The sequence below is a fragment of the Vreelandella vilamensis genome, from assembly GCF_031451755.1.
GTDB lineage: Bacteria > Pseudomonadota > Gammaproteobacteria > Pseudomonadales > Halomonadaceae > Vreelandella > Vreelandella vilamensis.
Genome location: NZ_JARWAN010000020.1, coordinates 44,790 through 71,213, shown reverse-complemented (window position 1 = coordinate 71,213; position 26,424 = coordinate 44,790). Strand labels below are relative to the sequence as shown.

Below are 26,424 nucleotides of genomic sequence, written 5' to 3'. Positions count from 1 at the left end.
ATCCCTTGCCGAACTCAGCAGTGAAACCGCTCAGCGCCGATGGTAGTGTGGGGCCTCCCCATGCGAGAGTAGGTCATCGTCAGGCACTTATACCGCAGAAAACCCAGCCACCCGGCTGGGTTTTTTGTTATGGAGCGAACAAAATAAATCGAGCCTTATAAGTGCTATGATGCGCTTCGATGAAATCAACCAGCGGCTGATACCGTTTGTGATAGGTAAATTTGAGGTGAAGTGGTGAGTGAAACGGTACCTGCGTCATGGTTAGTCTATTGCCGTCCTGGGTTCGAGCATGATGCACTGGCTGAACTACAGCATCACGCTGCTTTAAATAAGGTCAGCTGTGTAGCGTCTCATGGTGAGGGGTGGGTAAGTTTAAACCGTGCTGATGGTGAGCCGATCAACGACCTGCATCGCCAGGCCGCGTTTAATAAGTTGATTTTTGCGCGGCAGAGCTTGGCGGCTCTACCGGCGCTGACGCTATCCCGTGATGATCGTTTAACGCCGATCTTGGAACAGGTAAAAGCCAGCCACTGGAGCTTTGAAGAAATCTGGCACGAAACGCCGGATACCAACGATGGCAAAGCGCTGGCCGGGTTGATCAAGGCGCTGACCAAGCCGTTGGAAAGCATGTTGAAAAAACGGGGGGCGTTAAGGCGGAAAGCCGGTGCGCGGCAGCTACATATATTCTGGACAGCGGGCGATAGGGTACAGCTGGGGATCAGTTTTCCAGGTAACAGAAGTGAGCTGATTAATGGCATTCGTCGTCTACGATCACCTTCGCGTGCCCCAAGTCGCTCAACACTTAAGTTAGAAGAAGCTTGGCATGAGTTTATTCCTAAGCAAGAGTGGGATCAGAGGCTATCACCTCACATGACAGCAGCCGATTTAGGGGCCGCTCCCGGAGGGTGGACGTGGCAACTCGTGCAAAAAGGCATGTACGTGTATGCCATCGACAATGGGCCCATGAATACTGAGCTGATGGCAAGTGGACAAGTGGAACACTTAAAAGAAGACGGTTTTACGTGGGAGCCGCCGCAACGTTTGGATTGGTTGGTGTGTGATATCGTCGACAAGCCTATGCGTGTGCTGGCGATGGTCGAGCGCTGGCTAGTTCGACGGTGGTGCAAGGAGGCTGTTTTTAACTTGAAGTTACCCATGAAAAAGCGCTGGGAAGAAGTCGGTAAGTGTCTTTCTCATCTTGAGTCGTCATTGCATCAAGCGGGGGTAAAAAGCCAGATGCGGTGTCGTCACCTCTACCATGATCGCGAAGAGGTGACGGTACATGTCCGATTGGGCAACTAAGTACTGGATAGCCAAATACCGGATATCTAAATGCTGGGCAGCTAATTATTGGGCAACTACGAATAGCTTTTCTCCATGCGGATTAGTTATTAATAGCTGCCCTCGTAAACACGAATGGTTTCTTCTTCTGTGAGAAGTGGCAAAATACGCTGCATAGCAGCAGCGCGTTCTTCGCTGGTATGCCACTCTTTCCACGCACGCAAGTCGCGCCATTTAGTGATCATAAGGCGCCTGTCTGAATGTCCCATCTCTACTAAGGTTTCGCCCCCAACAAAGCCGCGAGCACCTAACGAAACGCGCATTGCTTCGCGTGCCGCTTGCTCATACTCTTCTTCTAGGCCAGGCATAATTCGCCGTTCAATGATAATTTTGATCATACCTTTTGCTTCCTAAACCGAGGATCTAAATGGCTGAGAATATGGAAACTTTACCTGATTACGACGCACTATTGGATACCAGTGGCCTCTATTGTCCTGAACCTATCATGATGATGCACAATAAGGTGCGTGATATGACGTCAGGGCAAGTATTGCAAGTCGTCGCGACTGACCCTGCTACTACGCGAGATGTGCCTAAATTTTGTCAATTTTTAGAGCACGAGCTTATTGCCCAAGAAACATTAGGTGAAACGTACCGTTATTTTATTCGTCTCGCCTGATTTTTTTAACCGCATTTTTTGACCGGCAGCCTACAAAGCGTTTACTTGTGGGCTGCCATCGCTTACGGCGCAGAAGGAATGGCAATGAGTGCTAAAGCTTCAAGCGTTGCGGGGTCTTCTTCAAGAATGCGATTCGCGATATGGCGTTGAAAGAAATAAAGCTTAGGATGACGTGAACGGGCACTGTAAAGACAGTTATCGCCTAACAGAATGGGCGTCATTGTCGCTTTATCCTCGTCGGCAAGCAGTGCATCAACGTTGCCATCGCTGTAGAGGTTCCAGCCATAAACCGGCTTCATTTGCCACGGAGTCTTGGTGCTATCCATGCAAAGGGCGTGCGTTCCGAGCATATCCGGAATTTGTTGAATCAGTGTTATCTCTTGCGAGACTTCATAATCAAAGTAATCCGCGGCACTGGTTAATTCATGCCATTTATGCTCAGGCGGTTCAGTAAAAATTTCTTCGGTTTCGGGGTCACGATAGCCAACAAAGCAACCGTTTTCATGGCTATCAAGGAGGTGACATGGCGTCAGTGTCTCCATCCAGGGAATAAGTCCTACGACTTGCCCATCTTCGCGCAGTCCCCAAGCCAATACAGGCATGCCATAATAATTCTCTGGATCGGTATCGAGCTGATACACCATCTCTAGCCCATCGAGTTCTGGGGCTAAGCGGGTTAAACACTTCTGCGCCTGTTGGCGCTGACGAACGGTTTCCAGGTCGATGACCTGGGCAGAACGGGGTGACAGTGAGGCGCCCATGATGTCCCTCCTGGTGCTGCGTGGTCTCGACAATGGTAAAGCAGGTTTAGCAAGCTTTCCGCATAGCTCACCAATAGCACAGCTTGAAGCGAAGGTTAAGGCCAAGATGCAATTTTCCTTTACTAATCCGATGCGGTTTGTCGGCATGCAGGAAATTGCTGGCGTATCGTCGTATGGGTGGTTAACGCATGTTGGAAGTTTTGCCAGGGGGCATGTGCCGCTTCTAGTGATAGCCAATCATGATAATAACGCTGCCACTGGGCAGGTGGTGTTACGGGGTGGCTGTCAAGCAAAGTCGCGATCCCGCTAAGCCAGGCGTAAGCATTCTGTTTGAGTTTATCTGGGTAAGAGTGCTCCCAAGCAGGTAGGCAGGGTCGTTGTTCAGCGGATTGCAAAAACGAGGTCGCTTCGTCTAATCGCTGTGTCGCTAGCATTAATGAGCGAAGTAGTTCAGCGGTTAAGGGGCGCTCTTGTAGTGTTTTGAGATGGTTTTCAAGCTGGCTGGAGTCTTGTTGCCACTGGCGATCAAACTGGTGGAGGGTCATGTTGCGTAAATAAAGAAGCGCGTTAAGACCTGCCTCTATGTCATTTGTTTCTGATGATGGGCTTAGCTCGCTGGCGGAAAGTGGTTGGCTTGCGCGTGAAAAGTTCTTCTCCCACTCACTTGAGTCAAAAATCGCGTTCCAGCTGACATAAGGAAGTTGCGTAGTTTTGTTTAACGTAATATCGCGCAAGCGTTTACGGTTTTCGTCGCTGAGTTCGTCGGGGGTGTCGGTATTCCAGCAATGGCTGAGGCGCTGCCACAACTCGCGTTCATAAAGCCACTGCTGGCTAGGAGGCGCAACGCGTCCGAGTTGGTTATTGCGAGCGGCAACCAGCGAGGTAATGTTGCATTCACGGAGCGCATAGACATTGAGCAGGCTTTCGCGGGTTTCGCTAATATCGAAAAGCACCGATTGCCGTTTAGGAAACGCACCGATATTAGGCGGTGGTGAGCGATCAATATCGTTTTTATCCAGCGCAGCGCTAAGTTGCTGGTGGTAAGCTTGCCAGACGCCCTCGGCTTCCCCGCCTTGATCACAACCCGTTAAGCTCAAAAGCAATAAACTTCCCATCACGTATAGTAGGCGAGGATGTAAGGTCCGGTGCATAGTAGGGCTACCTCTGACGGCTAATACTGTGTAATCGCCAGCCTAATAATAGGGCAGCAGTGCTTAAGCCGGCAATGAGTCCAATCCAATAGCCATGAACTCCTAGTGCGCCAGAAAAGGCCCCCTGAGTGCCGAGCCAATACCCACCGCCGAGCCCCACTAACCAATAGGAAAGCACGGTAATCACCATGACAATACGCGTGTCTTTATAACCTCGCAGAGCCCCGGCAAGGTTAGCTTGTAGCGAGTCAGACACTTGATAGAACACAGCCAGCGTCAGCAATGATGCCGCAAGCGCCTGTACGTCAGGGTCAGTGGTATAAAGTGAAATGACGAACTCACCGGTCAACCATAGCAGCGCGCTATTGATCAGGGCGGTTACAAGGCTCACCGCGATGCCATTCCAGGCGACTAGGTGTGCGTGTTGCCGGCGTTGCTGGCCAAGCGTATTGCCCACGCGCACAGTCAACGCCATGCTTAATGACATCGGTAGCATAAATAAAATCGTGGTGTAGCTCAGGGCAACCTGGTGAGCAGACACGGTAATTTCACCGAAGCTGGCAATAAAGAGCGCGATCAACGTAAACAACGTCACCTCGACAAAAATCGCCACCCCAATCGGAACGCCGACCACAACGAGCTCGCAGATACCGCTCCACTGTGGCGGCGTTAGCCGCTCCCAAAGTGAAACCGCGCCATAAACGTGCCTTCGCCGCGTGTAAAGCATCATGGCGAAGGCCATCGTCCACATGGAAATCGCGGTGGCAATGCCGCAGCCTAGTGCACCCAGCGCAGGAAGTTGTTGCACGCTTTGTGGTAGCTCAATGCCGAATAGATCGACCAGTCCGTCGCCGCCGTAAATCAGCAGATAATTAGCCGGAATATTAACGCCTAAGCCAATCAGGCTGATCCATAGCGCGGGGCGAGTATGATTCATGCCATCCGAAAACGCGCGCAGTGCCTGAAAAAGCGCGATACCCGGCATGCCAAATGCCACCGCAGCGAGATAGGTTGCAGAGGTGTGTGCGACTTCCGCCGGTACGTCCATGGCGGTAAAAATCGGCATGACGACCAGCCACAACAAACCCGCTGACACAACGCCGAGCAGCAGGGCTACCCAAAGCGCCTGATGCACCGCCGGTTGAATGGCACCATGGCGCTGTCCGCCGAGGAGATGTGCCACAATCGGCGTTAGCCCCATTAGCGTGCCGGTTATAAACAGCATCAGCGGCATCCATAGACTTGACCCCACTGACACAGCGGCGAGTGCGGTGGGACTTTGGCGCCCGGTCATCATGACATCGACGACGCTCATGCCCGCCTGGGCTAATTGCGCACCACAAATAGGGAGTGCTAAGCGGACAAGCGAGCGTGTTTCATGCCAATACAGTGCGGTGAATTTTTTGGTGGCACTACCCAATGCGGTGCTCCTAAAAAGTCACATTCTCTGGATAATGCGACTATGGTAGCAGGAGTTGCTGCTGCTCGCGTTAACCTCCAAGTGCATGATTTATCCTTATCTCGGCTTGCGCGTATACTGTCACCTTGTTTAAGCGCGTTGGTTATACCCCGCGCTTTGGGCAGCATTTGCGATTCGAGAGAGGAGGATTACATGGAAGGTGAGTCGCACTGGACCCTTGACGACATCATCGCGCTCTTTGAAGGGCTTTTTGCCCAGCGTTACCAAACTCGTCTGATCCGCGGTGGTGATGAGCCGCTTTATACCCCCGCTGATGCCTCAACGCCGTATCACCAAGTGATATTTGCGCGTGGGTTTTACGCCAGCGCTCTGCACGAAATCAGCCACTGGTGCATCGCTGGCGCAAAACGTCGTCAATGGGAGGATTATGGCTACTGGTACCTCCCAGAGGGTCGCAACGTCGAGCAGCAGCAAGCTTTTGAAAATGCCGAAGTGGCACCGCAAGCGTTAGAGTCGCTGTTTGCTGAAGCCAGTGGGCGGACCTTTCACGTTAGCGTGGATAACCTTGATCTGAATAATTCAGACGATGAAACAGGCGTGGACCGTGATGTGTTTGCCAATCGCGTCGCCCGGCGAGCGAAACGCTACCAGGAAGAAGGCTTGCCGCGTCGCGCCAAAGCCTTTTATACCGCGCTAAAGTGTTACTACCAAGAGGGCATGACGTTGACGCAAGCCTGCGAAGCGGGTTGCGATGTACTGGATCATGCCTCGTCGCTAGTAAGGCGTTGATGCATATTGAGCATGACTTCCACTTCGTGTTCTGGGCGCATAGGCTCTAGGCCTAACTCGCTAAAGGTATCGCTACGTTGGCGCTGCCATTCGCTGGCACTCAGGTCGTCATACAGCGTTTCGGCAGGGGCGAGTTCGATAAAAGGGTCCATCCCGTAGGTATCGAATATACGGGTGAGTGCGAGCTCGTCTTCACCGCTATCGTTGGTGTAAAGCGTAGCGCTGAAATGGTCGTTTTCCAGCTCACGAATTACGTCAAGAGGGCTAACAGCAAGGCTTTCTAATTCTTCGCTGCTGTACTCGCGAGTCGCGCTGGCACTATCGTCAAACCAGCTGTCATCGGGTTGAATCAGCGTATGTTTAATGCGCCCATCTGACAATGACCACGCAATCGCCACTGGTAAGCCTTCTTCGTCGCCTGTCTCGATGGCAATAAAGCCGGGTATCTCGCTCATGCTGACTCCAATCGTTGCTGTGCCGGTAGGCGGAAAAAAGTGTGTGCTGTTTGCGTCGTCGCCTGGCCAAATTCTGCTTCGCTAACGCCGTGCCAATAAGCGATCTCGCGGGCAATCCATGGTAAAAGCGCCGGTTCATGGCGGCGACCTTTGAGCTTCGCGGGGAGGTTGCGCGGCAGTAAATAAGGGCAATCGGTCTCAATCATCAATCGGTTCAGCGGGATATCGCTCACCAATGGACGTAAATGGTGCCCACGCCTTTCATCGCAAATCCAGCCCGTTAGACCAATATGTAAGTCTAAGTCGAGGTAGCCGTAAAGCGTCTCTTTGTCAGCGGTGAAGCAGTGAATCACCGCATCCGCTAGATCATCACGCCAACTTTTAAGCATCTCGCGCATACGCGGGCCAGCATCACGTTCGTGGAGAAAAAGCGGCAATCCGTTTTCAGCAGCGAGGGCGAGCTGCGCTTCAAAGGCGTTCTCTTGTTCCGCTGGCGTGGAAAAGTTGCGGTTGAAGTCGAGGCCACACTCACCAACGGCCACCATCTTAGGGTGAGCGTAAAGCGCGGCCATTTCACGACCGAGTGCTGGCGTCCACCGGCTTGCATCGTGGGGATGAACGCCCGCCGTGGCAAAAAAACTAGAGTACTGCTCGGTAATCGCGGCGGCTTGTTTGGCGTGTTCAAGGTCTGTGCCGGTCAAAATCAGCGTAGTCACGTTAGCGGCGCGCGCGCGCTCAACGACCGCAGGAAGATCACGCTGAAAGCTTTCATGCGTAAGGTTGGCGCCAATATCCACTAGTGGTTCAGGCGCATGAAGTTGAAGCGCTTCTGGAAGAAAATCGTCAAAGGCAGGGTGTGCCACGCAAAGCTCCTCACGTTCGGCGGTAGAAAGTTTAGCGAATAGTTTAACGAACAGTTTAACGCGCTTAATGCCCAGCGACGATAATAACGGTGACAAGAGAGCAAACACCTACGCGCTTGCATGCGTTACACTATGCGCCTTAAATCTGAGGAGGACGCTGCGTGACCCTGCTACGACTAGAACAGCTTCAACTGGCCTACGGCAACCATGTTTTACTCGATCACGCCGATTTGACGGTGGAAAAGGGCGAGCGCTTGGCGCTGGTTGGGCGTAATGGCACGGGGAAATCTACGCTTCTCAAGCTAGTGGCTGGGGATATTCTGCCCGACGACGGCATGATTTGGCGCGCGCCTGGGCTGAAAATTGGCGTGCTGGCGCAGGAGCTTCCGGCCTCTTCAGGGCTTACGATATTTGAGGTGGTGGCGCAAGGCCTACCCGAAGCCGGCGAGCTATTGTCGGAATATCACCATTTGATCAACGCTGACGACCCGGATATGCAGAGGATGGCCACCCTGCAAACCCGTCTGGAAGCGATTGATGGCTGGTCGTTCCACCAGCAGATCGACGTGGTACTCACCCGCTTGGGTTTGCCGCCGGAAGCCGACATGAGTGCGCTTTCAGGCGGCTGGCGTCGCCGCGTGGCATTAGCGCGCGCGTTAGTGGCACAGCCGGATTTACTGCTGCTTGATGAGCCGACTAACCACCTGGACTTGGACACTATCGCCTGGCTGGAAGAGCAGCTTCTTGCGTTTAATGGCGCGGTACTGCTGATCACCCACGACCGTGCATTTCTCTCTAAGCTTGCCACCAACATTCTTGAACTGGATCGCGGTAAGCTAGGTCGCTACCCCGGCAACTATCAAGACTATCAAGCCCGTAAGCAGCATGAGCTAGAAGTTGAAGCACGCGAGCATGCGGAATTTGATAAGAAGCTGGCGCAAGAAGAAACCTGGATTCGCCAAGGGATCAAAGCGCGGCGCACCCGTAACGAAGGGCGGGTGAGAGCGCTGGAGCAAATGCGCACAGAGCGTAGCCAGCGCCGCGAGCGCCAAGGGACGGCAAATCTCAGTGTGGATAGCGGCGAGCGCACCGGCAAGCGCGTGGTGGAGCTGAAGAACGTCACTCAGCGCTATGGCGATGAGGTGGTGCTTGCCAATGTCAATCTTGAGGTGCAGCGCGGGGATCGCATTGGCTTCTTAGGCCGTAACGGGGCGGGTAAAACCACGCTCTTGAAGATTATGCTCGGTGAGCTTACGCCGACAGAGGGTGATGTACGTCTTGGCACTAACCTCAACGTTGCCTATTTTGACCAGCTGCGGGCCGGCTTGGAGTTGAATAAAACGGTGTACGACAATGTGGCGCAGGGTAGCGATCGCGTCACGGTGGGGGGGAAAGACCGCCACGTGATGAGTTACCTGCAAGACTTTCTGTTTACCCCAGACCGGGTGCGTCAGCCGGTGAAAGCGCTCTCGGGCGGGGAGTCTAACCGCTTGCTGTTGGCCAAGCTCTTTACGCAGCCCGCTAATGTGCTCGTGCTCGATGAGCCAACCAACGATCTTGACATGGAGACGCTGGAGCTTCTGGAGGAGCTGCTGCTCGATTTTGACGGTACGCTGCTATTGGTGTCTCACGACCGGACTTTTATGGACAACGTCGTGACCAGCGTGTTGGCCTTTGAAGGCGAAGGGCGCGTTCAGGAGTACGTTGGCGGCTACACAGACTGGGTGCGCCAGGGGGGCAAACTGCCACCCGCGCCTTGGGATGTCGGCACTCGCAAGCTGGAAACTGAGTCCTCTGCAACGAAACCACCTGCGCCAGAGGCTTCTGCGCCTGCAGCGAAAACGCCATCGAAAAAGGCCGTCAAGCTTTCCTACAAACTGCAGCGTGAGCTTGATACGCTGCCAGCTGAGATTGAGCGGCTGGAAAAGGACATCGCAACACGGGAAGCTAAAATCGGCGATCCTGGCTTTTACCAACAAGAAGCGAGCGTTGTTACCGCAGAGCTTGAAGCATTAGGTGAGTCGCAAAAAGCATTGGAAGCAGCCATGGAGCGCTGGATGGAATTAGAGGCGATGACCGAAGACGACGCGTAAACCCGGCATCAACATAAAAGGCGCCAGCAGGCGCCTTTTAAATGAATATTAAGTCTCATTTATTCGTCGCTTTTTTCGCCTTTTTTACCCACGCGTACGGCGAGTACGTCACATTCTGCGCCATGGAGTACGCCGGTGGAGGTAGAGCCAAGCAGCAAGGCGAACCCGTGACGGCCGTGTGAGCCAACCACAATTAGGTCGACGTCGTTTTCATCAGCAAAGCGGTGAATTTCGGTGTCGGGCATGCCCACCACAACGTGTTGATCTTCTGCTGATATATGCGGGCTCGCGATTTCGGCTAAGCGCTTTTTAGCATGGTCATCGAGTTGATCTTGGATGCTGGTGAGGTCCATGGGGATATCACCACCGTAAGCGAAGCCAAGCGGTTCAAGCGTGTGCATAATCGAGATTTTGGCGTCTTCGTTACGAGCAGAAATGCTTACTGCGCGTTCCAATACTTTGTGGGAATCTTTGGTCAAATCGACGGCGACAAGAATATGGTGATAGCTCATAAGATACTCCTTCGGCGAGAGGCAGAAACTTGCAGGAAGCTCTGCTGCGGATACTCAACTCTCCATACTGTAGGATGACTCCCGTTGTTTAACAACGATATAGATCAACATTTAGCTTCGCAGATGATTACGCCGGTGATGCCGGTAACGCTTTAGTATAAGGAATCGACAGGATGGAATGGCTACTGATTGTATTCGTTTTGATGTTAGTGGCAGCGCCTGTCATGTGGTTACAGCCTAGCCCCCGGCAGAAGCGCCAGATGCAGCTACGAAAGCGTGCCCGTGAGCACGGCGTTGAGGTCAAAATCGAGCCACCGCCGCTTCACTACTTTAAAGGGACGATGCCAGCGTACCGTTGGCGCTACCCGATGGATGAGCCCGGCCCTGACTTTTTATTGGTCCGTGAGGAAGAGGCGAGCGAAGAACTAGCGTCTTATCATTCGGGGTGGCGTTGGCGGATCGCACCGCTTCGCCCTTTGCCTGATGAGGTGGATTTTCGGCTAAAAGCACTACTGGAACGCTTGCCTCAAGATGCTGTGGTGCTGCAGTCAAATGAAGCCGCACTTATCCTGTGGTGGTGGGAGTCACAAACCGGCGAGCGGTTTGTGACGTATGTTGAGGATTTTCAGCAACTACGAGATGGGCTTCGCGGGCGCGCCGATCGCCCTCGCTCTCAGTCGCTTACATCGCCTGCCTCTTCTGAGAGTGACGGTTTCTCAGGGTGACGGTTTCTTAGGGTGAGAGTGGCGTTTCTTGATCCTGTTCTTGGATAGCGAGTCCGTTCTCTTCAATGCGTGCAAGCCAGCGATTAAGCTGATCGATATCTTCCTCGCTTAAGCCCGCGAGCATCTCCTGCCGGGCATCGGTTGCCACGCTGTCGATTTTTTCCAGTAATGGCATGGCCGCATCGGTCAGGTAGATCCGTTTGGTGCGGCGATCGTTTTCGCAGGCATGGCGTTCAATCAACCCTTGAGACTCTAACTGACTCAGCGTGCGGACCAGAGACGGCGCTTCAACGCCGATGGCGCGGGCTAGCTCGCATTGGGGCTGACCATCGCCCATGCGCCATAAGTGATAAAGCGTTACCCAGCGTGTTTGGGTAAGGCCAAGTGGTGCCAAGCGGCGATCCAAAATAGAGCGCCACAGATGGGGAAGGCGCGCGATACGAAAACCGAGAGTGGTAGCCATAAGAAAAAACGACCCGAATAAATGAATGGGCGAATTTTCAACAGCTCAGCGGTTGAATGCAAGGCGAGTTAATCACGGTTGGCTGACTTCACTTTCAACCCATTCTTCCTCAACCGTCACTTGGTTGCGATTGGCCAGGAATAAAACGCTGGAAATTAATCTTTCTTAGGCCGCTCGCGCGTATTTGGCTATCGGCGCGTGTGGCTGCCTCTTCATCTTCCGATACCCTAAAACGAATCACTCCTAAGCGCTGACCGCCTGCCGTCATGATATCAACTCGCCACCGGCCCGTTGGATCCTCGGGGAAGTGCAATTTGTGGCTCCAGGCGCGATATCCCTCCTCGCGTCCGCCCTCAATATCGAGCTCGATGGTGTCGAGTCGCTCGCCGTTTTGGTGCCAATCGTGAGTAATGGTTTCGCTCAAGCCACGTGGCGCGCGAATCGCGGTATACACATAAAGGCCGCGCGATTTAAGTGCGCCGGGGGTTAATACCATCGTTCCTTCGGGGTCACGCTGCTCTTCATTAAGCGCAGGAGCGAGTGCACTCCCAGTCATCCAGAGCGTAGCCGGCGGCACCCATATCCGCCCAAGCCATCCTGCACTTGCGAGTAAGAGCGCCAAACATCCGAATATCATCCAGCCTTGCCAGGTACGGTGTCTGAGTAAATGAAAAAAACTAGGAAGGCCGGTTAACACCATCACGCCGAGGGCGAGCAGCAAACTCTGTGCTGTGGTGAGTTTCAGCATGATAGGGAGCGTGACAATGGTGACTAAGAAGACGCAGTGGGCGTGAAACACAAAATAGGCGCTGCGCCAATTTTCGGCGATTTTGTAATACAGCGGGTCGGTGATAGAGAGAATGGCCATCGCCACGACCATAAGGGCGAAAAGCGCTTGGCCGCTATTCCATACGGTGGTTGCGAGAATAAACGGAAGCGTGAAAAAGAGAGTCTCTTGGTGAACCATTTGCGTGATGAAGGTGGTGACACCGCGCGGAAACGTCGGGTAGCCGCGCCGACCTAACCAGCGGCTCATCACGCCCTCAGTAAGCAAGAGCACCCAAGCGCAAAGCAGCCCTAAAGCTAGGGCAGCGCCTAGCCACTGTTGGCGGTCAACCAAAAACAAACTGCCAAGCCCCGCAGCAAAGGCTACCGGTGGCCACATCCACGTCCAGGGTTTAGCGAGTGCGGCAAGACGTTCGATATGTTGTTGTAGTTGAGCAACGCGGACAGTAGAGAGCTTATGCATGGTGAGTCATCATCGAAAAACATCCGTTATATTATCAGTCGCGGGGGTGAGCTCTCTTCGCCCAAAGTCAGGGCTTGACGCCGCTTGATATCTCAACCAAGCTAATGCGATCAAACGGCCGTATGAATATGCGGTGTCAGCGAAATTGTTCTATTTCGGGAATGCTTAATAATCACTTCCTGAAAAGAGCCCTTCTGTGGAGAGACGCGGATGATTTATCAAGGTAATGCCATCACGGTGGCGCGCAGCGATGACCACATCGCAACCCTTACTTTCGACCTGAAAGACGAGTCGGTCAATAAACTTTCCAGCGCTGTGGTGTCCGAGCTGGGTGAGGCGGTAAACGCTCTGCAAGCTGAGAGTGGTTTAAAAGGCCTGATCCTCGCCAGTGCCAAGGAGGCGTTTATTGTTGGCGCTGACATTACAGAGTTTCAGGGGATGTTCGGCAAAGGCGGCGACTTTTTGTCCGACATGCTTGATCGCGTTCATACCATATTCAACGCCATTGAAGATTTGCCTTTTCCCACGGTCACGGCGATTAACGGGTTAGCGCTTGGCGGTGGCTGCGAAGTGTTGTTGACCACCGATTTTCGTGTGATGGGTGAAAAGGCCAAGATTGGCCTGCCGGAAACCAAGCTTGGCATTATTCCTGGATGGGGCGGCTGTGTTCGCCTGCCAAGGCTGATCGGCGCGGATAACGCGATTGAATGGATCTCCGGCGGTACTGAAAACAAGGCCGATGCGGCGCTAAAAACGGGGGCAGTGGATGCGGTAGTGCCCAATAGCGAACTCGACGCGGCCGCGCGCGATATTCTTGAACGCGCCAATACTGGCGAGCTGGATTATCAGGCGCGTCGTGATGAAAAGAAAGGACCACTGAAACTCAATGCCATAGAGCAGATGATGGCGTTTGAGACCGCTAAAGGGTACGTGAAAGGTGTTGCAGGACCGCACTATCCCGCGCCGGTAGAAGCCATCAAGGTCATTCAAAAAGGGGCCGGTGAGAGCCGTGAGCGCGCCCAGCAAATTGAAGCGGCTGCATTTGCCAAAATGGCAATGACCGATGTGGCCTACAACTTGGTCGGCCTGTTTATGAACGACCAGTTGGTGAAGAAAAAAGCGGGCAAATACGAAAAACAATCCCAGTCGGTTAAACAGACGGCAGTACTCGGTGCCGGCATTATGGGGGGCGGCATCGCCTACCAAAGCGCCTCCAAAGGCACGCCGATCCTGATGAAAGACATCAAGGACGAGGCCATTGAGCTGGGCTTGAAAGAGGCGCGTAAACTGTTTTCTAAGCAGGTTGAGCGTAAAAAGTTAACTGCTGAGCAGATGGCGGAAAAACTCACCAATATCCGTCCGACCCTTTCTTACGGTGATTTCGGCAATGTCGATCTGGTGGTCGAAGCGGTCGTGGAAAATCCGAAAGTCAAAGACGCCGTGCTCACTGAAGTCGAAGGTTTGGTGAGTGAGGACACGATCCTGACATCCAATACCTCGACGATTTCGATTAACCGTTTGGCGCAAAACTTAAAGCGCCCGGAAAACTTCTGTGGCATGCACTTTTTCAACCCGGTGCATCGCATGCCCTTGGTGGAAGTCATTCGCGGTGAGAAAACCGGTGACGCGGCCGTGGCGGCCACGGTCGCTTATGCCCGCGCCATGGGCAAAACCCCCATTGTAGTTAACGACTGCCCCGGCTTTTTGGTTAACCGTGTGCTGTTCCCTTACTTCGGCGGCTTTAGCTCCTTGATGGAGCACGGGGCTGACTTTCAGCACGTGGATAAAGTCATGGAGAAGTTCGGCTGGCCAATGGGTCCAGCGTACCTGTTGGATGTGGTCGGGTTGGACACCGCCGTTCACGCCAATGAGGTCATGGCCGAAGGCTTCCCTGATCGCATGGCGCGGGATGGCAAAACGGCCATCCAGGTCATGTATGACAACGAGCGTCTGGGCCAGAAGAATGACAAGGGCTTCTACGCTTACGAAGAGGACAAAAAGGGTAAGCCGAAGAAAGTTACTGATGAAGCGGCTTATGCCTTGGTCAAAGAAGTGGTGAAAGAGCACAAGGAATTTTCCGACGAGGACATTATCGCTCGCATGATGGTGCCGCTGTGCCTGGAGACCGTGCGCTGTCTAGAAGATGGCATCGTTGACTCCCCCGCTGAGGCGGATATGGCGCTGATTTACGGGATTGGTTTCCCCCCGTTCCGCGGTGGTGCGTTGCGCTACATTGACGCGATGGGCGTGGCCGAGTTCGTTGAGCTGGCGGAAGGGCTTGCCAAGGAGCTGGGGCCACTCTACGCGCCGACCGATAAGCTGCGTCAAATGGCGCAAAACAGCGAACGTTTTTACCCCGCCAACGCCCAGTAAGCCACCGCGCTAAGGAGAAAGAAGATGAGCTTGAACCCAAGAGATATCGTGGTGGTCGATGCAACGCGTACCGCCATGGCCAAAGCCAAAAACGGTGCTTTCCGCAACGTGCGTGCTGAGAATTTATCAGCGGCGGTGATGCAGTCGCTGTTTGATCGCAGCCCGAATTTAGATCCAACCGAAGTGGATGACATCATCTGGGGCTGCGTTAACCAGACGCTAGAGCAGTCGATGAATATCGCGCGTAACGCGGCGATTATGACGGGTATCCCCCGTACTGTGCCCGCGCAGACGGTTAACCGCCTATGTGGCTCTTCCATGACGGCACTTCACATTGCGTCTGCCAATATCAAGGCAGGAATGGGCGATTTCTACGTCATTGGCGGTGTTGAGCACATGGAGCACGTGCCGATGGCCCACGGTGTCGACGTTAACCCGGCGGCGAGCAAGCATGCTGCGAAAGCGGCCATGATGATGGGGTTAACCGCGGAGCTTCTGGGCAAGATGCACGGCGTCTCGCGTGAAGATCAGGATAAGTTCGGGGTGCGTTCGCACCAGCGCGCACAGGCCGCGATGGAAAAAGGCTATTTCGATAACGAAATTGTTGGCGTGGAAGGTCATGATGCGCGCGGCTTTAAAGTCTTGGTGAAAAACGATGAAGTGATTCGTCCTGAAGCGAGCTTGGAATCGATGGCAAGCTTAAAACCGGTGTTTGACCCACGCGGTGGCACCGTAACGGCGGGAACGTCATCGGCGCTTTCCGTAGGCGCCTCGGCGATGGCGGTGATGAGCTACGAGCGTGCCCAAGCGCTCGGGCTTGAGCCGATTGCCAAAGTGCTCTCCACGGGTGTGGCAGGCTGCGATGCCTCCATTATGGGTTATGGCCCGGTGCCGGCATCCAAAAAAGCCCTGAAAGCGGCTGGCCTGACAGCGGATGATATCCAAACCGTCGAGCTGAACGAGGCGTTTGCCGCTCAAGGGATTCCCGTGTTGAAAGACCTGGGCTTCCTGGATGCCATGGACGAGAAGGTCAACCTGCACGGCGGCGCGATTGCCCTGGGGCACCCGCTAGGCTGCTCGGGCTCGCGTATCTGCACCACGCTGCTTAACGTGATGCGTGAGCGTGACACCACCTTGGGTCTTGCCACGATGTGTATCGGCATGGGGCAGGGCGTTGCCACGGTGTTTGAGCGGTTGAAGTAACTACTGTCTAAGTAACTTCGGTCGAACAAGAGCGTAAGAAAGTTAGTAACAACGGCACCCTAGAGGTGCCGTTGTCATTTACACAGCGCTATTTACCTTACACAGCGCTATTTACCAAAGTCATAGCCAGAAAGACGCTATTCAGATTGAAACGCCGTGCGGTGAAAATCCGCTGCGGCCTGAACCTCTGCAATGCCGCAGATATCGGGAACAGGCACGGTGTTACCTGCCAACACAGAGAGTACGGCACGTGTACCGTTGGCTAGCGACTCCAGGTTATATCCGCCCTCCAAGATAAAGACCAGGCGGTCATCGCAGTGCTTTTCAGCCAGCTGCTGTAAGAAGCCAGTTAACGCGCCAAATCCGTCGTAGGACACATTGAGAGCCAAATCATGCCAGTGCGGGTCAAACCCGGCGGAGACTAAAATAATATCGGGTTTAAACCATTCGGCTGCTGGCGCCAGTATATCGTGAAACGCCTTGAGAAAAGCCTCGTCTCCGGCGCCAGCAGGCAGCGGAACATTGATGGTGGTGCCTTCGCCTAGTCCGGCCCCAATTTCTTCCAGATGACCGGAGCCTGGGTAGAAAGGGGCGGCGCGGTGTATGTCGAAAAACATGACATCGGGATCTGCCCAAAAAATATCTTGGGTGCCGTTGCCGTGATGGGCGTCCCAATCAACGATCAACACGCGCTCCATGCCCAGCGCGCTACGGGCATGGGCAGCCGCGACGGCGACGTTATTGAACAGACAGAATCCGCGTGCGCGAACAGGCTCTGCGTGGTGTCCTGGAGGGCGAACCAGTGCAAAAGTGCTTTTAGCGCGTTTTTCCACTACCGCCTCCACGGCGGCAATTGCGGTCCCCGCTGCCACTTCCGCGGCATCGATACTGCCGGGTGAGACCGCCGTGGTATCCACATCCAGCCAGGCATTTTTACCGCGTAAACTAAAAATATCGGTCAAATAAGACGTTGTATGCACCCGCGCCAACTGCTCACGGGTGGCCGCTTTGCCCCCTTCAAACGTGAGGCCCTCAATGGAGGCTTTTGCTAGCAAGTGTTGTATGGCTTTCAAACGGCCGGGGTGCTCAGGATACTTCCATGGCACCGGTAGGCCAGCAAGCAGGTGACGAATGCGCTTGTCGATACGGTCGGGTAAAAAGTCGGCCTCGATATTGGGTTCGTGAGCGAGGACACGATCATCATAAAAAGCGATGACGTTGTGCATACTGGTTACCTTAAGTACATGCGTTAAGTCACGTTAATAGCGGCCTGTAATAAAAGTGGCCGCCATTAGCGCAACAGGCACGGAATACGTTTTTAAAGTAAGCAATAAAGCAGGCTTAGGCGAGTTATACAATGCCATTTTCGACACTTACCGCTAAATACATCGAGAGCTCTTCCACCTGATTTTCAAAATCATCCTGCCACTCGCCGCGTAAAATAAGCGGCGGTTGAACAAAGCGCCAACGCAGCCCCGTCACAATGCTTTCGATGGCACGCTGGGTGCCGGTGCCGTCATGGCCTGCGCGGATATAAAGCGCGAACGGTAGACCCTGTTTCTCCTCTAGCACCGGGTAGTAACAGCGGTCAAATACGTCCTTTACTAAGCCAGCCATATAGCCCAAATTTTCGGTCGTACCCAACAAAAGGGCGTCGCAAGCGAGGATGTCTTCCGGTGTGGTCTCACGCGGGGCTTTAACCACGCAGCGCACATTATCAATTTCTTTGTGTTGGGCTCCTTTTACCGCTGCATCGCGTAGGCGCTCGGTATTGGGCGAAGGAGCGTGGGCAATGACTAATAATGTTTTCATCGAAGCCTCCGCTAGCGATCCTAGGTGCTTACCATGTTGACACAGCGGCGCGTTTCTACAACGCTGAAACCTTTGATGTAGCAAGTTAAACGACCAAGGAGGTTTCTTATGGCATTTGCCCTTTCCAATATGCAAGTTACCAGTGACGCATTTGGTCATCATCGGGATATTCCCACTCAATACACCGGCGAAGGAGAGGATATTTCTCCAGCGCTTGCGTGGCAGGGCGCACCCGAAGGCACGCAGGGATTTGCCGTGGTGTGTCACGACCCCGATGCCCCATTGGTACAGGACGGTACCTACGGTTTTGTGCATTGGGTGCTTTACAATCTTCCGGGGACGCTGAGCGAGCTTCAAGAGAATACCCAAGAAGGCGTTGCGGGCAAAAATGATTTTGGCAATGTCGGTTATGGTGGACCCATGCCGCCGGAAGGTCACGGCAAGCACCACTATTACTTCTGGGTGCTGGCGCTTGATCGCCAGACGTCGCTGCCTGAAGGGCTTAGCCTTCCTGAGTTGTTAAAAGAGCTTGAGCCCAATCTGCTGGGCATGAACCGTTTGATCGGTACCTTTAAGCGCGACGGTTAAAGCACGTTCACGCTTTTTCTGAGCGATTGGCATCGTGATACCCGCTGGCTTATGCTGGCGGGTTTTGTCGTTCTATATCTGCAATACGAGAAGGCCTTTAGTCCTGGCGCGACACCTGGTGAGCGGTTCAATTCGGAGTTACGTTTATCCTGCATTCGCCATAACGACACACCATAAAGAAAAGGAAGACCTGCTGATCAACGGCCGGCTTGGCGATATCGTCTTCTTCGGCGCCTTTCTTGTTTGGGCTATCTTCGATTTCCGCGATGCCCGTCGTCGTCCTCAACAGACGCCTCAGACGCCGCGGATGACAAGCACTCTGGCAACGGTGGTGATCGGCCTTGTGGCTTACTACCTCTTTGCCTTTCACCTGCACGTCTGGGTCACAGGTGTCCCGGTGATGTGAAGAAGGACCCTGCTTACGATGTCTCTCGCCCGCCTTGGCCTGTCGACCGGGCGGGTTTTTTATTGTTGTTTGTATAAATAACCCCAGTGAAGACCATAGTTTTTACGAATGATAATGATTTTTGTTTTAGTTGTTAAAAGCGTCGATCGTGCTGTGAAAATACGGGATAATTGTTGAGTATTTTACTCAGGGTCTTCACATCAAACTTATACAGGACTAAAATGGTACCCAATTAAATGCCCAGCTATTTCTAGTGGCTGAGCTTGGCTGAAAGAGGGAGATGACATGCTCAAGCTTTCGCGGTTAACCGATTACGCGGCAGTGGTGATGGCACAAATTGCTCGGCATCCAGAGACGCCGCATGCGGCCGCGGAGCTTGCAGAAGCGGTTCAGCTTCCTCATCCCACGGTGAGTAAGACGCTCAAAATGCTAGTGAAAGCTGGGCTTTTGGTTTCACAACGTGGGGCCCAGGGCGGTTATCGCTTGGCTCGGCCAGCATCGCAGATTACCGCCGCTGATATTATCGCTGCTATTGAAGGCCCGGTGGCGATGACCGAGTGCAGCCACGCCGAAGGTGACTGCGAGCTAGCCGCTACTTGCGGGGTGGCCGATAACTGGCAACGTGTATCACTTGCAATGCGCACCTTACTTGAAAGCGTGACGCTTTCGCATCTGGCGGATACCTCGCCGATCAAGCTCCCCTTAAAAATGCCAATTCAAAGCGTGAGCGTGTCGGCGGCTACCGCCTAGCGCGAGCATTATTGGCACTGGTTTCATACGGATTGATTTTTTATTGATTACGGCGAGCTGACCTCGCCACCCAACTGCCCGGAGGATATGACCATGGCAACTGAAGAAATGGAACAGTTGGTTCGTCGCGAATATAAAGAAGGTTTTGTCACCGATATCGAAAGTGACACGCTGCCGCCCGGCTTGGATGAAAATACCATTGCCTTTATTTCTCAGAAGAAGGGCGAGCCTGAATGGATGCTAGAGTGGCGCCTGGACGCGTATCGTCAGTGGCTCAAGATGAAAGAGCCGTCCTGGGCGCATTTGAATTATCCCCCCATTGACTACCAATCCATCTCGTATTTCAGCGCGCCCAAGCGCCCGGAAGACCGCCCGCAAAGCCTCGATGAAGTTGACCCCAAGCTGTTGGAAACCTACGAAAAATTAGGCATTCCACTGCATGAACGCGCGGCACTGGCCGGTGTTGCTGTCGATGCCGTGTTCGACTCGGTGTCCGTTGCTACCACGTTTAAAGAAACGCTTTCCGAAGCTGGCGTCATCTTCTGTTCGATCTCTGAGGCCGTGCGCGATTACCCGGAGCTAATTAAAGAGTATCTGGGCACCGTTGTACCCAAAAACGATAACTATTTCGCAGCGCTAAACTCCGCCGTGTTCACCGATGGCTCGTTTGTTTTCGTGCCCAAAGGCGTGAAGTGCCCGATGGAGCTCTCCACGTATTTTCGTATCAACGCAGCCAATACCGGGCAATTTGAGCGTACCTTGATCGTGTGCGAAAGCGGCGCCGAGGTGTCTTATCTCGAAGGTTGTACTGCACCGATGCGCGATGAAAACCAGCTTCACGCGGCGGTCGTTGAGATAGTGGCGCTAGACGATGCCTACATCAAGTACTCCACCGTGCAGAACTGGTACCCAGGCGATGAAGACGGTAAAGGCGGCATCTACAACTTCGTGACCAAACGCGGCGATTGCCGTGGCGACCGTTCGCGCATCAGCTGGACGCAAGTCGAAACCGGCTCAGCGATTACCTGGAAATACCCCTCCTGCATGCTGCGCGGTAAAGACAGTATTGGTGAGTTTTACTCCGTGGCGGTGACCAATGGTCGTCAACAAGCGGATACCGGCACCAAAATGATCCATATTGGTGAGGGCACACGCTCTTACATCGTCGCCAAAGGCATTTCCGCCGGCAAGAGCGACCAATCCTACCGCGGCCTCGTCAAAATCGGCCCGCGGGCGAAAGGGGCGCGCAACTTTACCCAGTGCGACTCGCTCTTGATTGGCGATACGTGCGGCGCGCATACCTTCCCGTATCAAGAGATTAACAACAGCACCGCCACCGTGGAGCACGAAGCGACCACCTCAAAAATTGGTGAAGATCAGCTGTTTTATTGCCAGAGCCGTGGCATTACCGAAGAAGACGCGGTGAGCATGATCGTTAACGGCTTCTGTAAAGATGTTTTCCAAGAGCTGCCGATGGAGTTTGCCGTCGAGGCAGAAGCGCTCTTAAACGTTACGCTCGAAGGTGCTGTGGGTTAAGCCGACCGCTACCAGATAAACGCGCGCCGCGTTAAGCGACGCGCCACTAATATGTATTTGTGAAAGGGTTTTATCATGCTTGAAGTAAAAGATTTGCACGTCACCGTTGAAGGTAGCGAAATTCTTAAAGGTCTATCCCTTAGCATTAAGGCAGGGGAAGTGCATGCCCTGATGGGGCCTAATGGCGCCGGTAAATCGACTCTCTCAGCGGTGATTGCAGGTAAAGACGGCTACGAAGTCACACAAGGCTCGATTACGTTTGAAGGCAAAAACGTGCTCGAAATGGAGATCGAAGAGCGCGCCCAGGCCGGGCTGCTACTGGGTTTCCAGTACCCGGTGGAAATCCCCGGGGTGAAAAACATCTACCTATTGAAAGCCGCGCTTAATGCGCAGCGCGTGGCGCGCGGTGAAAGCGAAATCCCGGCACCGGAATTTATGAAGCTCATCAAAGAGCAGCTTAACTTCATGAAAATGGACCCCAGCTTCTTGCAGCGTGCGGTCAACGAAGGCTTCTCCGGTGGTGAGAAAAAGCGTAACGAAATTCTGCAAATGTTGGTGCTGCAGCCCAAACTTGCCATGCTCGACGAGATTGACTCCGGTCTCGATATCGACGCCATGAAAGTCGTTGCCGATGGCGTCAACAGCCTGCGCGACCAAGAGCGTGCCATTTTGCTGGTGACGCACTATCAGCGCCTGCTCGATTATATCGTGCCGGATAAAGTGCACGTGTTGGTCGATGGCCGCATTGTCAAAAGCGGCGATGCGGAATTGGCCAAAGAACTGGAAGCGAATGGGTACGAAGGTATCGAGGAGTCTGCAGCATGAGCGAGGTATTAACCTTTTTGGAAACGCTGAAAGCGCGCAGCCAGCAGCGGGCAGAAGAGCCAACCTGGATCGCGGCACGTCGCCAGGCAGGTGCCGCGCGCTTTGAGGCAATGGGCTTTCCTACGCGCCGCGATGAAGAGTGGAAGTACACCGATGTGCGAGCCATTTCTCAGACGAACTTCGCCCTCGCCGAAAACGCTGAGTTTTCTCAGGCAGGAGCCGCGGCACTAACGCTGCCCATTGATGCCTATCGGCTGACGTTTGTGGATGGGTTTTTCTCTGCAGCGCTGTCGGATCTCGATAGCCTGCCGCAAGGGCTGCAAATTCTACCGCTGTCGCAAGCGTTAACCGAAAACCATGAAGCCGTGGGTGGGCCGCTGGGGCGTTTGACCGGTGTTGAGTTTTCCCCATTTGCCGCACTTAATACTGCCTTTATGGAAGAGGGCGCAGTGGTGCGTTTAGCACCCGGCACCGTGGTGGAAAAACCCATTGTGCTGCAGTTTTTATCGCGGGCTAACGCCGAGCCGACCATGTGCCACCCGCGGGTGCTGGTCGAAGCAGCAGGCCGCAGCGAGGCAACGCTGATTGAGCACTATACGGGTGAGGCTGACGCGCAAAACTTCACTAACGTGGTGGGTGAGTACATGCTCGACCGCGGCGCGATTGTCAACCACTACAAGTTGCAGGAAGCGCCACTGGGCGACTATCACGTCGCGAGCATGCACGTGGAGCAAGGTCGCGATAGCCGCTATAGCTCCTACAACTTAAACTTGGGTGGAGCGCTGGTGCGCAACGACCTGATCAGCGATCTAAACGGTAAGGGCGCAGAAGCGAACTTCCTGGGGCTGTTCTTTGGTCAAGGGCGTCAGCACGTGGATAACCACACCAAGGTAAACCACAATGCGCCGCTGACCTTCTCCAACGAGAACTACAAGGGTATTTTAGGCGACCGTGCCCACGGCGTCTTTAACGGTAAGGTATTCGTTAAACGAGACAGCCAGAAGATTGAAGGCTTTCAAAGCAATCAAAACCTACTGCTGTCAGATCGCGCGCGCATCGATGCCAAGCCTGAGCTTGAGATTTACGCCGACGACGTGAAGTGCTCACACGGTACGACGACCGGTCAGCTTGATGAAGAGGCCGTGTATGCCATGCGCACCCGTGGCATTGATGAAGCCACCGCGCGAGCGCTGCTGACGCTTGCCTTTGCTGGTGAAGTCCTTGATGCGGTCACGTTGGATGCCATCTCTGAGCGCGTTGAGCTCGCCGTGGCCGGCAAGTTGCCTGAACGCTTTAACCTGACTGGACTTGTTGAAACCGCCTCGGCGCTTAACGAGTGATCTCGCTGACCGATTTAAAGGAGTGATGAATGTCCCACACCGTTGAAGTCGCCCCTTCTGCAACCAGCTCCGCCGCGCCAGCGTTCGATCTCAATGCGCTGCGTGAGGAGTTCCCGATTCTAAGTCGCGAGGTTCATGGCAAGCCGCTGGTGTATTTTGACAATGCCGCGACGAGCCAAACACCCCGCCAAGTGATTGAGGTGTTTAACGACTACTACAGCCGTTATAACGCCAATATTCACCGTGGATTGCATACATTGGCCGATGAAGCCACGGCAGCGTTTGAAGGCACACGTGAAACGGTGCGGGCATTTCTTAACGCGGAAGAGTCGCGCCAGATTATTTTTACGCGTGGCACGACAGAGGCGATCAACCTGGTGGCCAACAGTTGGGGGCGAACTAACCTGGCCCCTGGCGATGAAGTGTTGATTTCGATGCTGGAGCATCATTCCAATATCGTGCCCTGGCAGCTGCTCGCGCGTGAGCTTGGTTTTGCCATTAAAGTGATTCCCGTTGACCCTGATGGCGCTTTGAATCTAGAGGCTTACCGCGCCTTACTTAACGAGCGTACCAAGCTTGTTGCGGTTAACCATGTGTCGAATGCGCTGGGCACCATCAACCCGGTTGCCGAAATGGCGACACTGGCGCATGAAGTGGGGGCCAAGATTTTGGTCGATGGCGCTCAAGCAACGCCGCACCAAACCGTCGATGTTCAGGCAATCGATGCGGATTTTTATGCCTTCTCAGGCCATAAAGTGTACGGCCCTACGGGGGTCGGTGTGCTTTATGGTAAGCGCGAGTTGCTAGAGACGATGCCGCCCTGGCAGGGCGGGGGCGAGATGATTAGCACCGTGTCATTTGAGGTGGATACCACGTTTGCCGCGATTCCGCATAAGTTTGAAGCAGGCACGCCAGCTATTGCCGAGGTCATCGCACTAGGTCGCGCGCTTGAGTGGATGCAGGGCGTCGGCCTTGAGGCGATCGGTGATTGGGAGCAAACACTTCTGGTCTATGCCACACAGCAGGTGCGTGAAATCGATGGACTGCGTATTTTGGGCACCGCACCGCATAAAGCGGGGGTGCTCTCTTTTGTGGTGGATGGCGCTCACTCTCAAGATATTGGTCTTCTTATTGACCAGTTAGGTGTGGCAATTCGCACCGGGCACCACTGCGCTCAGCCGCTTTTGCATCATTTTGGCGTAGATGCCACGTGCCGCGCTTCATTTGCCGCGTATAATACGGTTGAAGAAATCGATATCTTTGTCGCGTCGCTTAAGCGTGTCATTGATATGGTGCGCTAGAGGCAACAGCAAGGAGCGTTATGGATATTGAACAAATTGCTCAGTTAGAAAGGGGGCAAACGCTGCCGCTTCAGCGCGATGTGGAAGCGATTGCGATCCCTTTCGGAAAGAGTGAAACGCTGCCCGAAGACAGCGTGGTCAGCGTGATGCAGGCCAAGGGCAGTTCGGTGAGCGTAGGCTTTGAGGGGCGACTTTATCTGGTGGAAGGCAGTAACCTTGATGCGCTTGGGTTAGCGTCGCTGCCGCGTCCAACGCTACATGAAGACGCCACCGATGATGAGATTGAGCAGTTTGTCTGGGATCAGCTGCGGACCTGTTTTGACCCAGAAATTCCGGTCAACATTGTTGATTTAGGATTGGTCTATGGCTGTCGTATTGAGCGCTTGATTAGCGGCGAACGGATTGTCACTATTCGTATGACATTAACCGCGCCGGGCTGTGGTATGGGCGATGTGATTGCCGCTGATGCGCGCAATAAAATTTTGGGTGCGCCGCAGATTAGTAAGGTGCATACCGAAATCGTCTTTAGCCCGCCTTGGAGCCGCGACATGATGAGCGATGAGGCCAAGCTTGAACTGGGCATGTTCTAAATCTATTGACGCTTGCGATTGCCACCGCTTTCAATTAAGTCATCGCGTTTCTTTACGATGTTTTTAAAGTGGCTGGCATGGTTGAGATGGGCGTTGATGTCGCTAGGCACATTGCTGTTACTGGCAGTATTGATGTTTTTGGTGGGGAATGCGTGGGTTATTGCGCGTTCTTCACCGTATATTGAATCCACCGTTACCCAGTGTGGCCCTGAGCGGGTTGGCGTTGTTTTTGGTACTTCGCATTGGACTCGCAGTGGGCTGCGTAATCCGCATTTTCATTCCCGTATGCGTACTGCCGCCGCTCTTATACATTCGGGGCGTGTTGAGCAATTGTTGCTTTCCGGTGACAACCGCACGCGAGCGTATAATGAACCGCGTGCCATGTGGCAGGAGTTAGCACGTCGTGATGTCGATGGCGAGCGGCTCACGCTCGATTTTGCCGGCTTTAGTACCTTCGATACGTTAGTGCGGGCACAAAACGTGTTTCTACTGGATAAAGCGGTGCTGATTACTCAGCGCTGGCATCTTCCGCGGGCGGTGTTTATTGGCAGAGCGCTGGGGATGGACGTAGTGGGGTGTGTCGCGAATGATCAAGCCGTCAAAGGAGAGTGGCGTTTAATCGTACGCGAATGGTTTGCCCGAGTGGCTATGCTAGGTGATTTGTATATTTGGGAGCGCGAGCCCTATTTTTTAGGACCCGCAGAGCCGATTAACCCAATCAATATCATAGAGCCTGTGACTTATTAGCGCCGTGGTTTGCGTTTTTGCAGTCCATAAAGCTCTCGGATCAACTGACGGCAGTTTTTCATGCACGCTTCGATAACCGGTTCGATAGAATCGGGTAGTGGGTGCGTAAAGAGAGTCGACAGCGCCTGCATCAGTACGCGTTCTTGTTCCAAAAGCTCGTTAATCAGCACTTGGCTGTCGTTACCAACAAAGCTTTTGAGCCGACTCCACAGCCATAGAAAATCGTCACGTTCGACGTCAGCATCTCGCGGCAGCATTTTTAAATGCGTGCGGGCAAGTTCCTGCAACTTCCTCATCTGCTCTAGGCGCTGTTCGTAATGCGGTTTCAGCGCCTCGCGCAGCGAGGGTCGCAGGCGTTCGACATTATCCTGAAAATAATCAATGCTGTCGGCCAGCGCTTCTAGCGCGCTGTCCATCGCCACTTGGCGATTGTCGAGAAACATGAGCGTCTACCTCCTTCGGTGACGCAGATTGTGGCGGTGCCGGCGTGCTTTTGCCACCCCTTCTATGGA

The 26,424-nt window shown here is 53.8% G+C and carries 28 protein-coding genes and 1 rRNA gene; 17 read left to right on the top strand and 12 right to left on the bottom strand.

Annotated elements, in window-relative coordinates; translation table 11 throughout:
* Positions 1–85: ribosomal RNA gene (gene rrf / locus QC823_RS16250) — 5S ribosomal RNA — on the top strand; the annotation flags it as partial.
* A 146-nt stretch (positions 86–231) separates the two neighbouring features.
* Positions 232–1,302 carry a 23S rRNA (cytidine(2498)-2'-O)-methyltransferase RlmM gene (gene rlmM / locus QC823_RS12315; protein ID WP_309656646.1) on the top strand — a complete coding sequence of 357 codons (1,071 nt, stop codon included), beginning with the start codon at positions 232–234 and terminating at the stop codon, positions 1,300–1,302.
* Positions 1,303–1,391: 89 nt separating this feature from the next.
* Here the strand turns inward: rlmM and QC823_RS12310 are convergent, their stop codons facing one another.
* The gene (locus tag QC823_RS12310; protein WP_309656645.1) at positions 1,392–1,679 is read right to left on the bottom strand and encodes an antibiotic biosynthesis monooxygenase family protein; all 288 of its coding nucleotides are present in this window, start codon (positions 1,677–1,679) and stop codon (positions 1,392–1,394) included.
* A gap of 29 nt (positions 1,680–1,708) precedes the next feature.
* Between QC823_RS12310 and tusA the strand changes: the two genes are divergently transcribed.
* On the top strand, positions 1,709–1,960 hold the full coding sequence (gene tusA / locus QC823_RS12305) for a sulfurtransferase TusA (RefSeq protein ID WP_309656644.1): 252 nt from the start codon (positions 1,709–1,711) through the stop codon (positions 1,958–1,960).
* A gap of 62 nt (positions 1,961–2,022) precedes the next feature.
* Here the strand turns inward: tusA and QC823_RS12300 are convergent, their stop codons facing one another.
* The 3 genes from QC823_RS12300 to QC823_RS12290 form a co-directional block, all read right to left on the bottom strand.
* Complete coding sequence (locus tag QC823_RS12300) at positions 2,023–2,721, bottom strand: hypothetical protein (protein WP_309656643.1); 699 nt, start codon at positions 2,719–2,721, stop codon at positions 2,023–2,025.
* 122 nt (positions 2,722–2,843) lie between these two features.
* The gene (locus tag QC823_RS12295) at positions 2,844–3,872 is read right to left on the bottom strand and encodes a DUF3080 family protein (protein ID WP_309656642.1); all 1,029 of its coding nucleotides are present in this window, start codon (positions 3,870–3,872) and stop codon (positions 2,844–2,846) included.
* Positions 3,873–3,879: 7 nt separating this feature from the next.
* Positions 3,880–5,292, bottom strand: a complete 1,413-nt coding sequence (locus QC823_RS12290; RefSeq protein WP_309656641.1) for an MATE family efflux transporter — start codon at positions 5,290–5,292, stop codon at positions 3,880–3,882.
* Between the two features lie 192 nt (positions 5,293–5,484).
* On the opposite strand from QC823_RS12290, the gene QC823_RS12285 reads away from it, so the two are divergent.
* Positions 5,485–6,081: an elongation factor P hydroxylase gene (locus QC823_RS12285; protein ID WP_309656640.1), complete on the top strand. Its 597-nt coding sequence runs from the start codon at positions 5,485–5,487 to the stop codon at positions 6,079–6,081.
* Here QC823_RS12285 and QC823_RS12280 read toward each other — a convergent pair.
* Together QC823_RS12280 and QC823_RS12275 are read right to left on the bottom strand one after the other, a co-directional pair.
* Entirely contained in the window at positions 6,054–6,536 is a 483-nt protein-coding gene (locus QC823_RS12280) for a hypothetical protein (RefSeq protein ID WP_309656639.1), read from the bottom strand. The genes QC823_RS12285 and QC823_RS12280 overlap by 28 nt on opposite strands.
* A complete protein-coding gene (locus QC823_RS12275; protein WP_309656638.1) occupies positions 6,533–7,399 on the bottom strand; it encodes a TatD family hydrolase in 867 nt (288 codons plus the stop codon). The genes QC823_RS12280 and QC823_RS12275 overlap by 4 nt, the downstream gene beginning before the upstream one ends.
* A 161-nt stretch (positions 7,400–7,560) precedes the next feature.
* Between QC823_RS12275 and QC823_RS12270 the strand changes: the two genes are divergently transcribed.
* Positions 7,561–9,492 carry an ATP-binding cassette domain-containing protein gene (locus tag QC823_RS12270; protein ID WP_309656637.1) on the top strand — a complete coding sequence of 644 codons (1,932 nt, stop codon included), beginning with the start codon at positions 7,561–7,563 and terminating at the stop codon, positions 9,490–9,492.
* Between the two features lie 59 nt (positions 9,493–9,551).
* Here QC823_RS12270 and QC823_RS12265 read toward each other — a convergent pair whose 3' ends face one another.
* On the bottom strand, positions 9,552–10,004 hold the full coding sequence (locus QC823_RS12265) for a universal stress protein (protein WP_309656636.1): 453 nt from the start codon (positions 10,002–10,004) through the stop codon (positions 9,552–9,554).
* A gap of 173 nt (positions 10,005–10,177) precedes the next feature.
* On the opposite strand from QC823_RS12265, the gene QC823_RS12260 reads away from it, so the two are divergent.
* Entirely contained in the window at positions 10,178–10,729 is a 552-nt protein-coding gene (locus tag QC823_RS12260; protein WP_309656635.1) for a preprotein translocase subunit YajC, read from the top strand.
* 7 nt (positions 10,730–10,736) lie between these two features.
* Here the strand turns inward: QC823_RS12260 and slyA are convergent, their stop codons facing one another.
* Both slyA and QC823_RS12250 read right to left on the bottom strand, forming a co-directional pair.
* Positions 10,737–11,192, bottom strand: a complete 456-nt coding sequence (slyA, locus tag QC823_RS12255) for a transcriptional regulator SlyA (RefSeq protein ID WP_309656634.1) — start codon at positions 11,190–11,192, stop codon at positions 10,737–10,739.
* 109 nt (positions 11,193–11,301) lie between these two features.
* Positions 11,302–12,441, bottom strand: a complete 1,140-nt coding sequence (locus QC823_RS12250; protein WP_309656633.1) for a DUF5924 family protein — start codon at positions 12,439–12,441, stop codon at positions 11,302–11,304.
* A gap of 210 nt (positions 12,442–12,651) precedes the next feature.
* Between QC823_RS12250 and fadB the strand changes: the two genes are divergently transcribed.
* Both fadB and fadA read left to right on the top strand, forming a co-directional pair.
* A complete protein-coding gene (fadB, locus tag QC823_RS12245; RefSeq protein WP_309656632.1) occupies positions 12,652–14,814 on the top strand; it encodes a fatty acid oxidation complex subunit alpha FadB in 2,163 nt (720 codons plus the stop codon).
* Between the two features lie 24 nt (positions 14,815–14,838).
* Positions 14,839–16,017: an acetyl-CoA C-acyltransferase FadA gene (gene fadA, locus QC823_RS12240; RefSeq protein ID WP_309656631.1), complete on the top strand. Its 1,179-nt coding sequence runs from the start codon at positions 14,839–14,841 to the stop codon at positions 16,015–16,017.
* A gap of 137 nt (positions 16,018–16,154) precedes the next feature.
* On the opposite strand, the gene QC823_RS12235 is transcribed toward fadA, so the two are convergent.
* Together QC823_RS12235 and QC823_RS12230 are read right to left on the bottom strand one after the other, a co-directional pair.
* Complete coding sequence (locus QC823_RS12235; RefSeq protein ID WP_309656630.1) at positions 16,155–17,243, bottom strand: histone deacetylase family protein; 1,089 nt, start codon at positions 17,241–17,243, stop codon at positions 16,155–16,157.
* A 124-nt stretch (positions 17,244–17,367) separates the two neighbouring features.
* Positions 17,368–17,829, bottom strand: coding sequence for a flavodoxin family protein (locus QC823_RS12230; RefSeq protein ID WP_309656629.1), 462 nt, complete (start codon positions 17,827–17,829; stop codon positions 17,368–17,370).
* A 108-nt stretch (positions 17,830–17,937) separates the two neighbouring features.
* Here QC823_RS12230 and QC823_RS12225 point away from each other — a divergent pair, with 108 nt between their 5' ends.
* From QC823_RS12225 to QC823_RS12185, 9 genes are all read left to right on the top strand, one after another.
* Positions 17,938–18,417 carry a YbhB/YbcL family Raf kinase inhibitor-like protein gene (locus QC823_RS12225; protein WP_309656628.1) on the top strand — a complete coding sequence of 160 codons (480 nt, stop codon included), beginning with the start codon at positions 17,938–17,940 and terminating at the stop codon, positions 18,415–18,417.
* A 118-nt stretch (positions 18,418–18,535) separates the two neighbouring features.
* Positions 18,536–18,823: an NnrU family protein gene (locus QC823_RS12220; RefSeq protein ID WP_309656627.1), complete on the top strand. Its 288-nt coding sequence runs from the start codon at positions 18,536–18,538 to the stop codon at positions 18,821–18,823.
* 285 nt (positions 18,824–19,108) lie between these two features.
* The gene (locus tag QC823_RS12215; protein WP_309656626.1) at positions 19,109–19,573 is read left to right on the top strand and encodes an SUF system Fe-S cluster assembly regulator; all 465 of its coding nucleotides are present in this window, start codon (positions 19,109–19,111) and stop codon (positions 19,571–19,573) included.
* Between the two features lie 93 nt (positions 19,574–19,666).
* The gene (gene sufB / locus QC823_RS12210; RefSeq protein WP_179931696.1) at positions 19,667–21,109 is read left to right on the top strand and encodes a Fe-S cluster assembly protein SufB; all 1,443 of its coding nucleotides are present in this window, start codon (positions 19,667–19,669) and stop codon (positions 21,107–21,109) included.
* A gap of 75 nt (positions 21,110–21,184) precedes the next feature.
* Positions 21,185–21,934: a Fe-S cluster assembly ATPase SufC gene (sufC, locus tag QC823_RS12205; RefSeq protein ID WP_309656625.1), complete on the top strand. Its 750-nt coding sequence runs from the start codon at positions 21,185–21,187 to the stop codon at positions 21,932–21,934.
* Positions 21,931–23,274, top strand: a complete 1,344-nt coding sequence (gene sufD, locus QC823_RS12200; protein ID WP_309656624.1) for a Fe-S cluster assembly protein SufD — start codon at positions 21,931–21,933, stop codon at positions 23,272–23,274. Before sufC ends, sufD begins: the two co-directional genes overlap by 4 nt.
* A 29-nt stretch (positions 23,275–23,303) precedes the next feature.
* Positions 23,304–24,575, top strand: coding sequence for a SufS family cysteine desulfurase (locus QC823_RS12195; RefSeq protein WP_309656623.1), 1,272 nt, complete (start codon positions 23,304–23,306; stop codon positions 24,573–24,575).
* A 20-nt stretch (positions 24,576–24,595) separates the two neighbouring features.
* A complete protein-coding gene (gene sufT, locus QC823_RS12190; protein WP_309656622.1) occupies positions 24,596–25,165 on the top strand; it encodes a putative Fe-S cluster assembly protein SufT in 570 nt (189 codons plus the stop codon).
* Positions 25,166–25,261: 96 nt separating this feature from the next.
* Positions 25,262–25,912 carry a SanA/YdcF family protein gene (locus QC823_RS12185; protein WP_309656621.1) on the top strand — a complete coding sequence of 217 codons (651 nt, stop codon included), beginning with the start codon at positions 25,262–25,264 and terminating at the stop codon, positions 25,910–25,912.
* Here the strand turns inward: QC823_RS12185 and QC823_RS12180 are convergent.
* Positions 25,909–26,355 carry a hypothetical protein gene (locus QC823_RS12180; protein WP_309656620.1) on the bottom strand — a complete coding sequence of 149 codons (447 nt, stop codon included), beginning with the start codon at positions 26,353–26,355 and terminating at the stop codon, positions 25,909–25,911. The two genes, QC823_RS12185 and QC823_RS12180, sit on opposite strands and share 4 nt — an antisense overlap.
* Positions 26,356–26,424: the final 69 nt, after the last annotated feature.

Bases quoted from the DNA above. Each gene is read 5' to 3' on its own strand.
- QC823_RS12310 (WP_309656645.1), bottom strand. From the start codon at position 1,679: ATGATCAAAATTATCATTGAACGGCGAATTATGCCTGGCCTAGAAGAA.
- tusA (WP_309656644.1), top strand. From the start codon at position 1,709: ATGGCTGAGAATATGGAAACTTTACCTGATTACGACGCACTATTGGAT.
- QC823_RS12300 (WP_309656643.1), bottom strand. From the start codon at position 2,721: ATGGGCGCCTCACTGTCACCCCGTTCTGCCCAGGTCATCGACCTGGAA.
- QC823_RS12295 (WP_309656642.1), bottom strand. From the start codon at position 3,872: ATGCACCGGACCTTACATCCTCGCCTACTATACGTGATGGGAAGTTTA.
- QC823_RS12285 (WP_309656640.1), top strand. From the start codon at position 5,485: ATGGAAGGTGAGTCGCACTGGACCCTTGACGACATCATCGCGCTCTTT.
- QC823_RS12280 (WP_309656639.1), bottom strand. From the start codon at position 6,536: ATGAGCGAGATACCCGGCTTTATTGCCATCGAGACAGGCGACGAAGAA.
- QC823_RS12265 (WP_309656636.1), bottom strand. From the start codon at position 10,004: ATGAGCTATCACCATATTCTTGTCGCCGTCGATTTGACCAAAGATTCC.
- QC823_RS12260 (WP_309656635.1), top strand. From the start codon at position 10,178: ATGGAATGGCTACTGATTGTATTCGTTTTGATGTTAGTGGCAGCGCCT.
- slyA (WP_309656634.1), bottom strand. From the start codon at position 11,192: ATGGCTACCACTCTCGGTTTTCGTATCGCGCGCCTTCCCCATCTGTGG.
- QC823_RS12250 (WP_309656633.1), bottom strand. From the start codon at position 12,441: ATGCATAAGCTCTCTACTGTCCGCGTTGCTCAACTACAACAACATATC.
- fadB (WP_309656632.1), top strand. From the start codon at position 12,652: ATGATTTATCAAGGTAATGCCATCACGGTGGCGCGCAGCGATGACCAC.
- fadA (WP_309656631.1), top strand. From the start codon at position 14,839: ATGAGCTTGAACCCAAGAGATATCGTGGTGGTCGATGCAACGCGTACC.
- QC823_RS12235 (WP_309656630.1), bottom strand. From the start codon at position 17,243: ATGCACAACGTCATCGCTTTTTATGATGATCGTGTCCTCGCTCACGAA.
- QC823_RS12230 (WP_309656629.1), bottom strand. From the start codon at position 17,829: ATGAAAACATTATTAGTCATTGCCCACGCTCCTTCGCCCAATACCGAG.
- QC823_RS12225 (WP_309656628.1), top strand. From the start codon at position 17,938: ATGGCATTTGCCCTTTCCAATATGCAAGTTACCAGTGACGCATTTGGT.
- QC823_RS12215 (WP_309656626.1), top strand. From the start codon at position 19,109: ATGCTCAAGCTTTCGCGGTTAACCGATTACGCGGCAGTGGTGATGGCA.
- sufB (WP_179931696.1), top strand. From the start codon at position 19,667: ATGGCAACTGAAGAAATGGAACAGTTGGTTCGTCGCGAATATAAAGAA.
- sufC (WP_309656625.1), top strand. From the start codon at position 21,185: ATGCTTGAAGTAAAAGATTTGCACGTCACCGTTGAAGGTAGCGAAATT.
- sufD (WP_309656624.1), top strand. From the start codon at position 21,931: ATGAGCGAGGTATTAACCTTTTTGGAAACGCTGAAAGCGCGCAGCCAG.
- QC823_RS12195 (WP_309656623.1), top strand. From the start codon at position 23,304: ATGTCCCACACCGTTGAAGTCGCCCCTTCTGCAACCAGCTCCGCCGCG.
- sufT (WP_309656622.1), top strand. From the start codon at position 24,596: ATGGATATTGAACAAATTGCTCAGTTAGAAAGGGGGCAAACGCTGCCG.
- QC823_RS12185 (WP_309656621.1), top strand. From the start codon at position 25,262: ATGTCGCTAGGCACATTGCTGTTACTGGCAGTATTGATGTTTTTGGTG.
- QC823_RS12180 (WP_309656620.1), bottom strand. From the start codon at position 26,355: ATGTTTCTCGACAATCGCCAAGTGGCGATGGACAGCGCGCTAGAAGCG.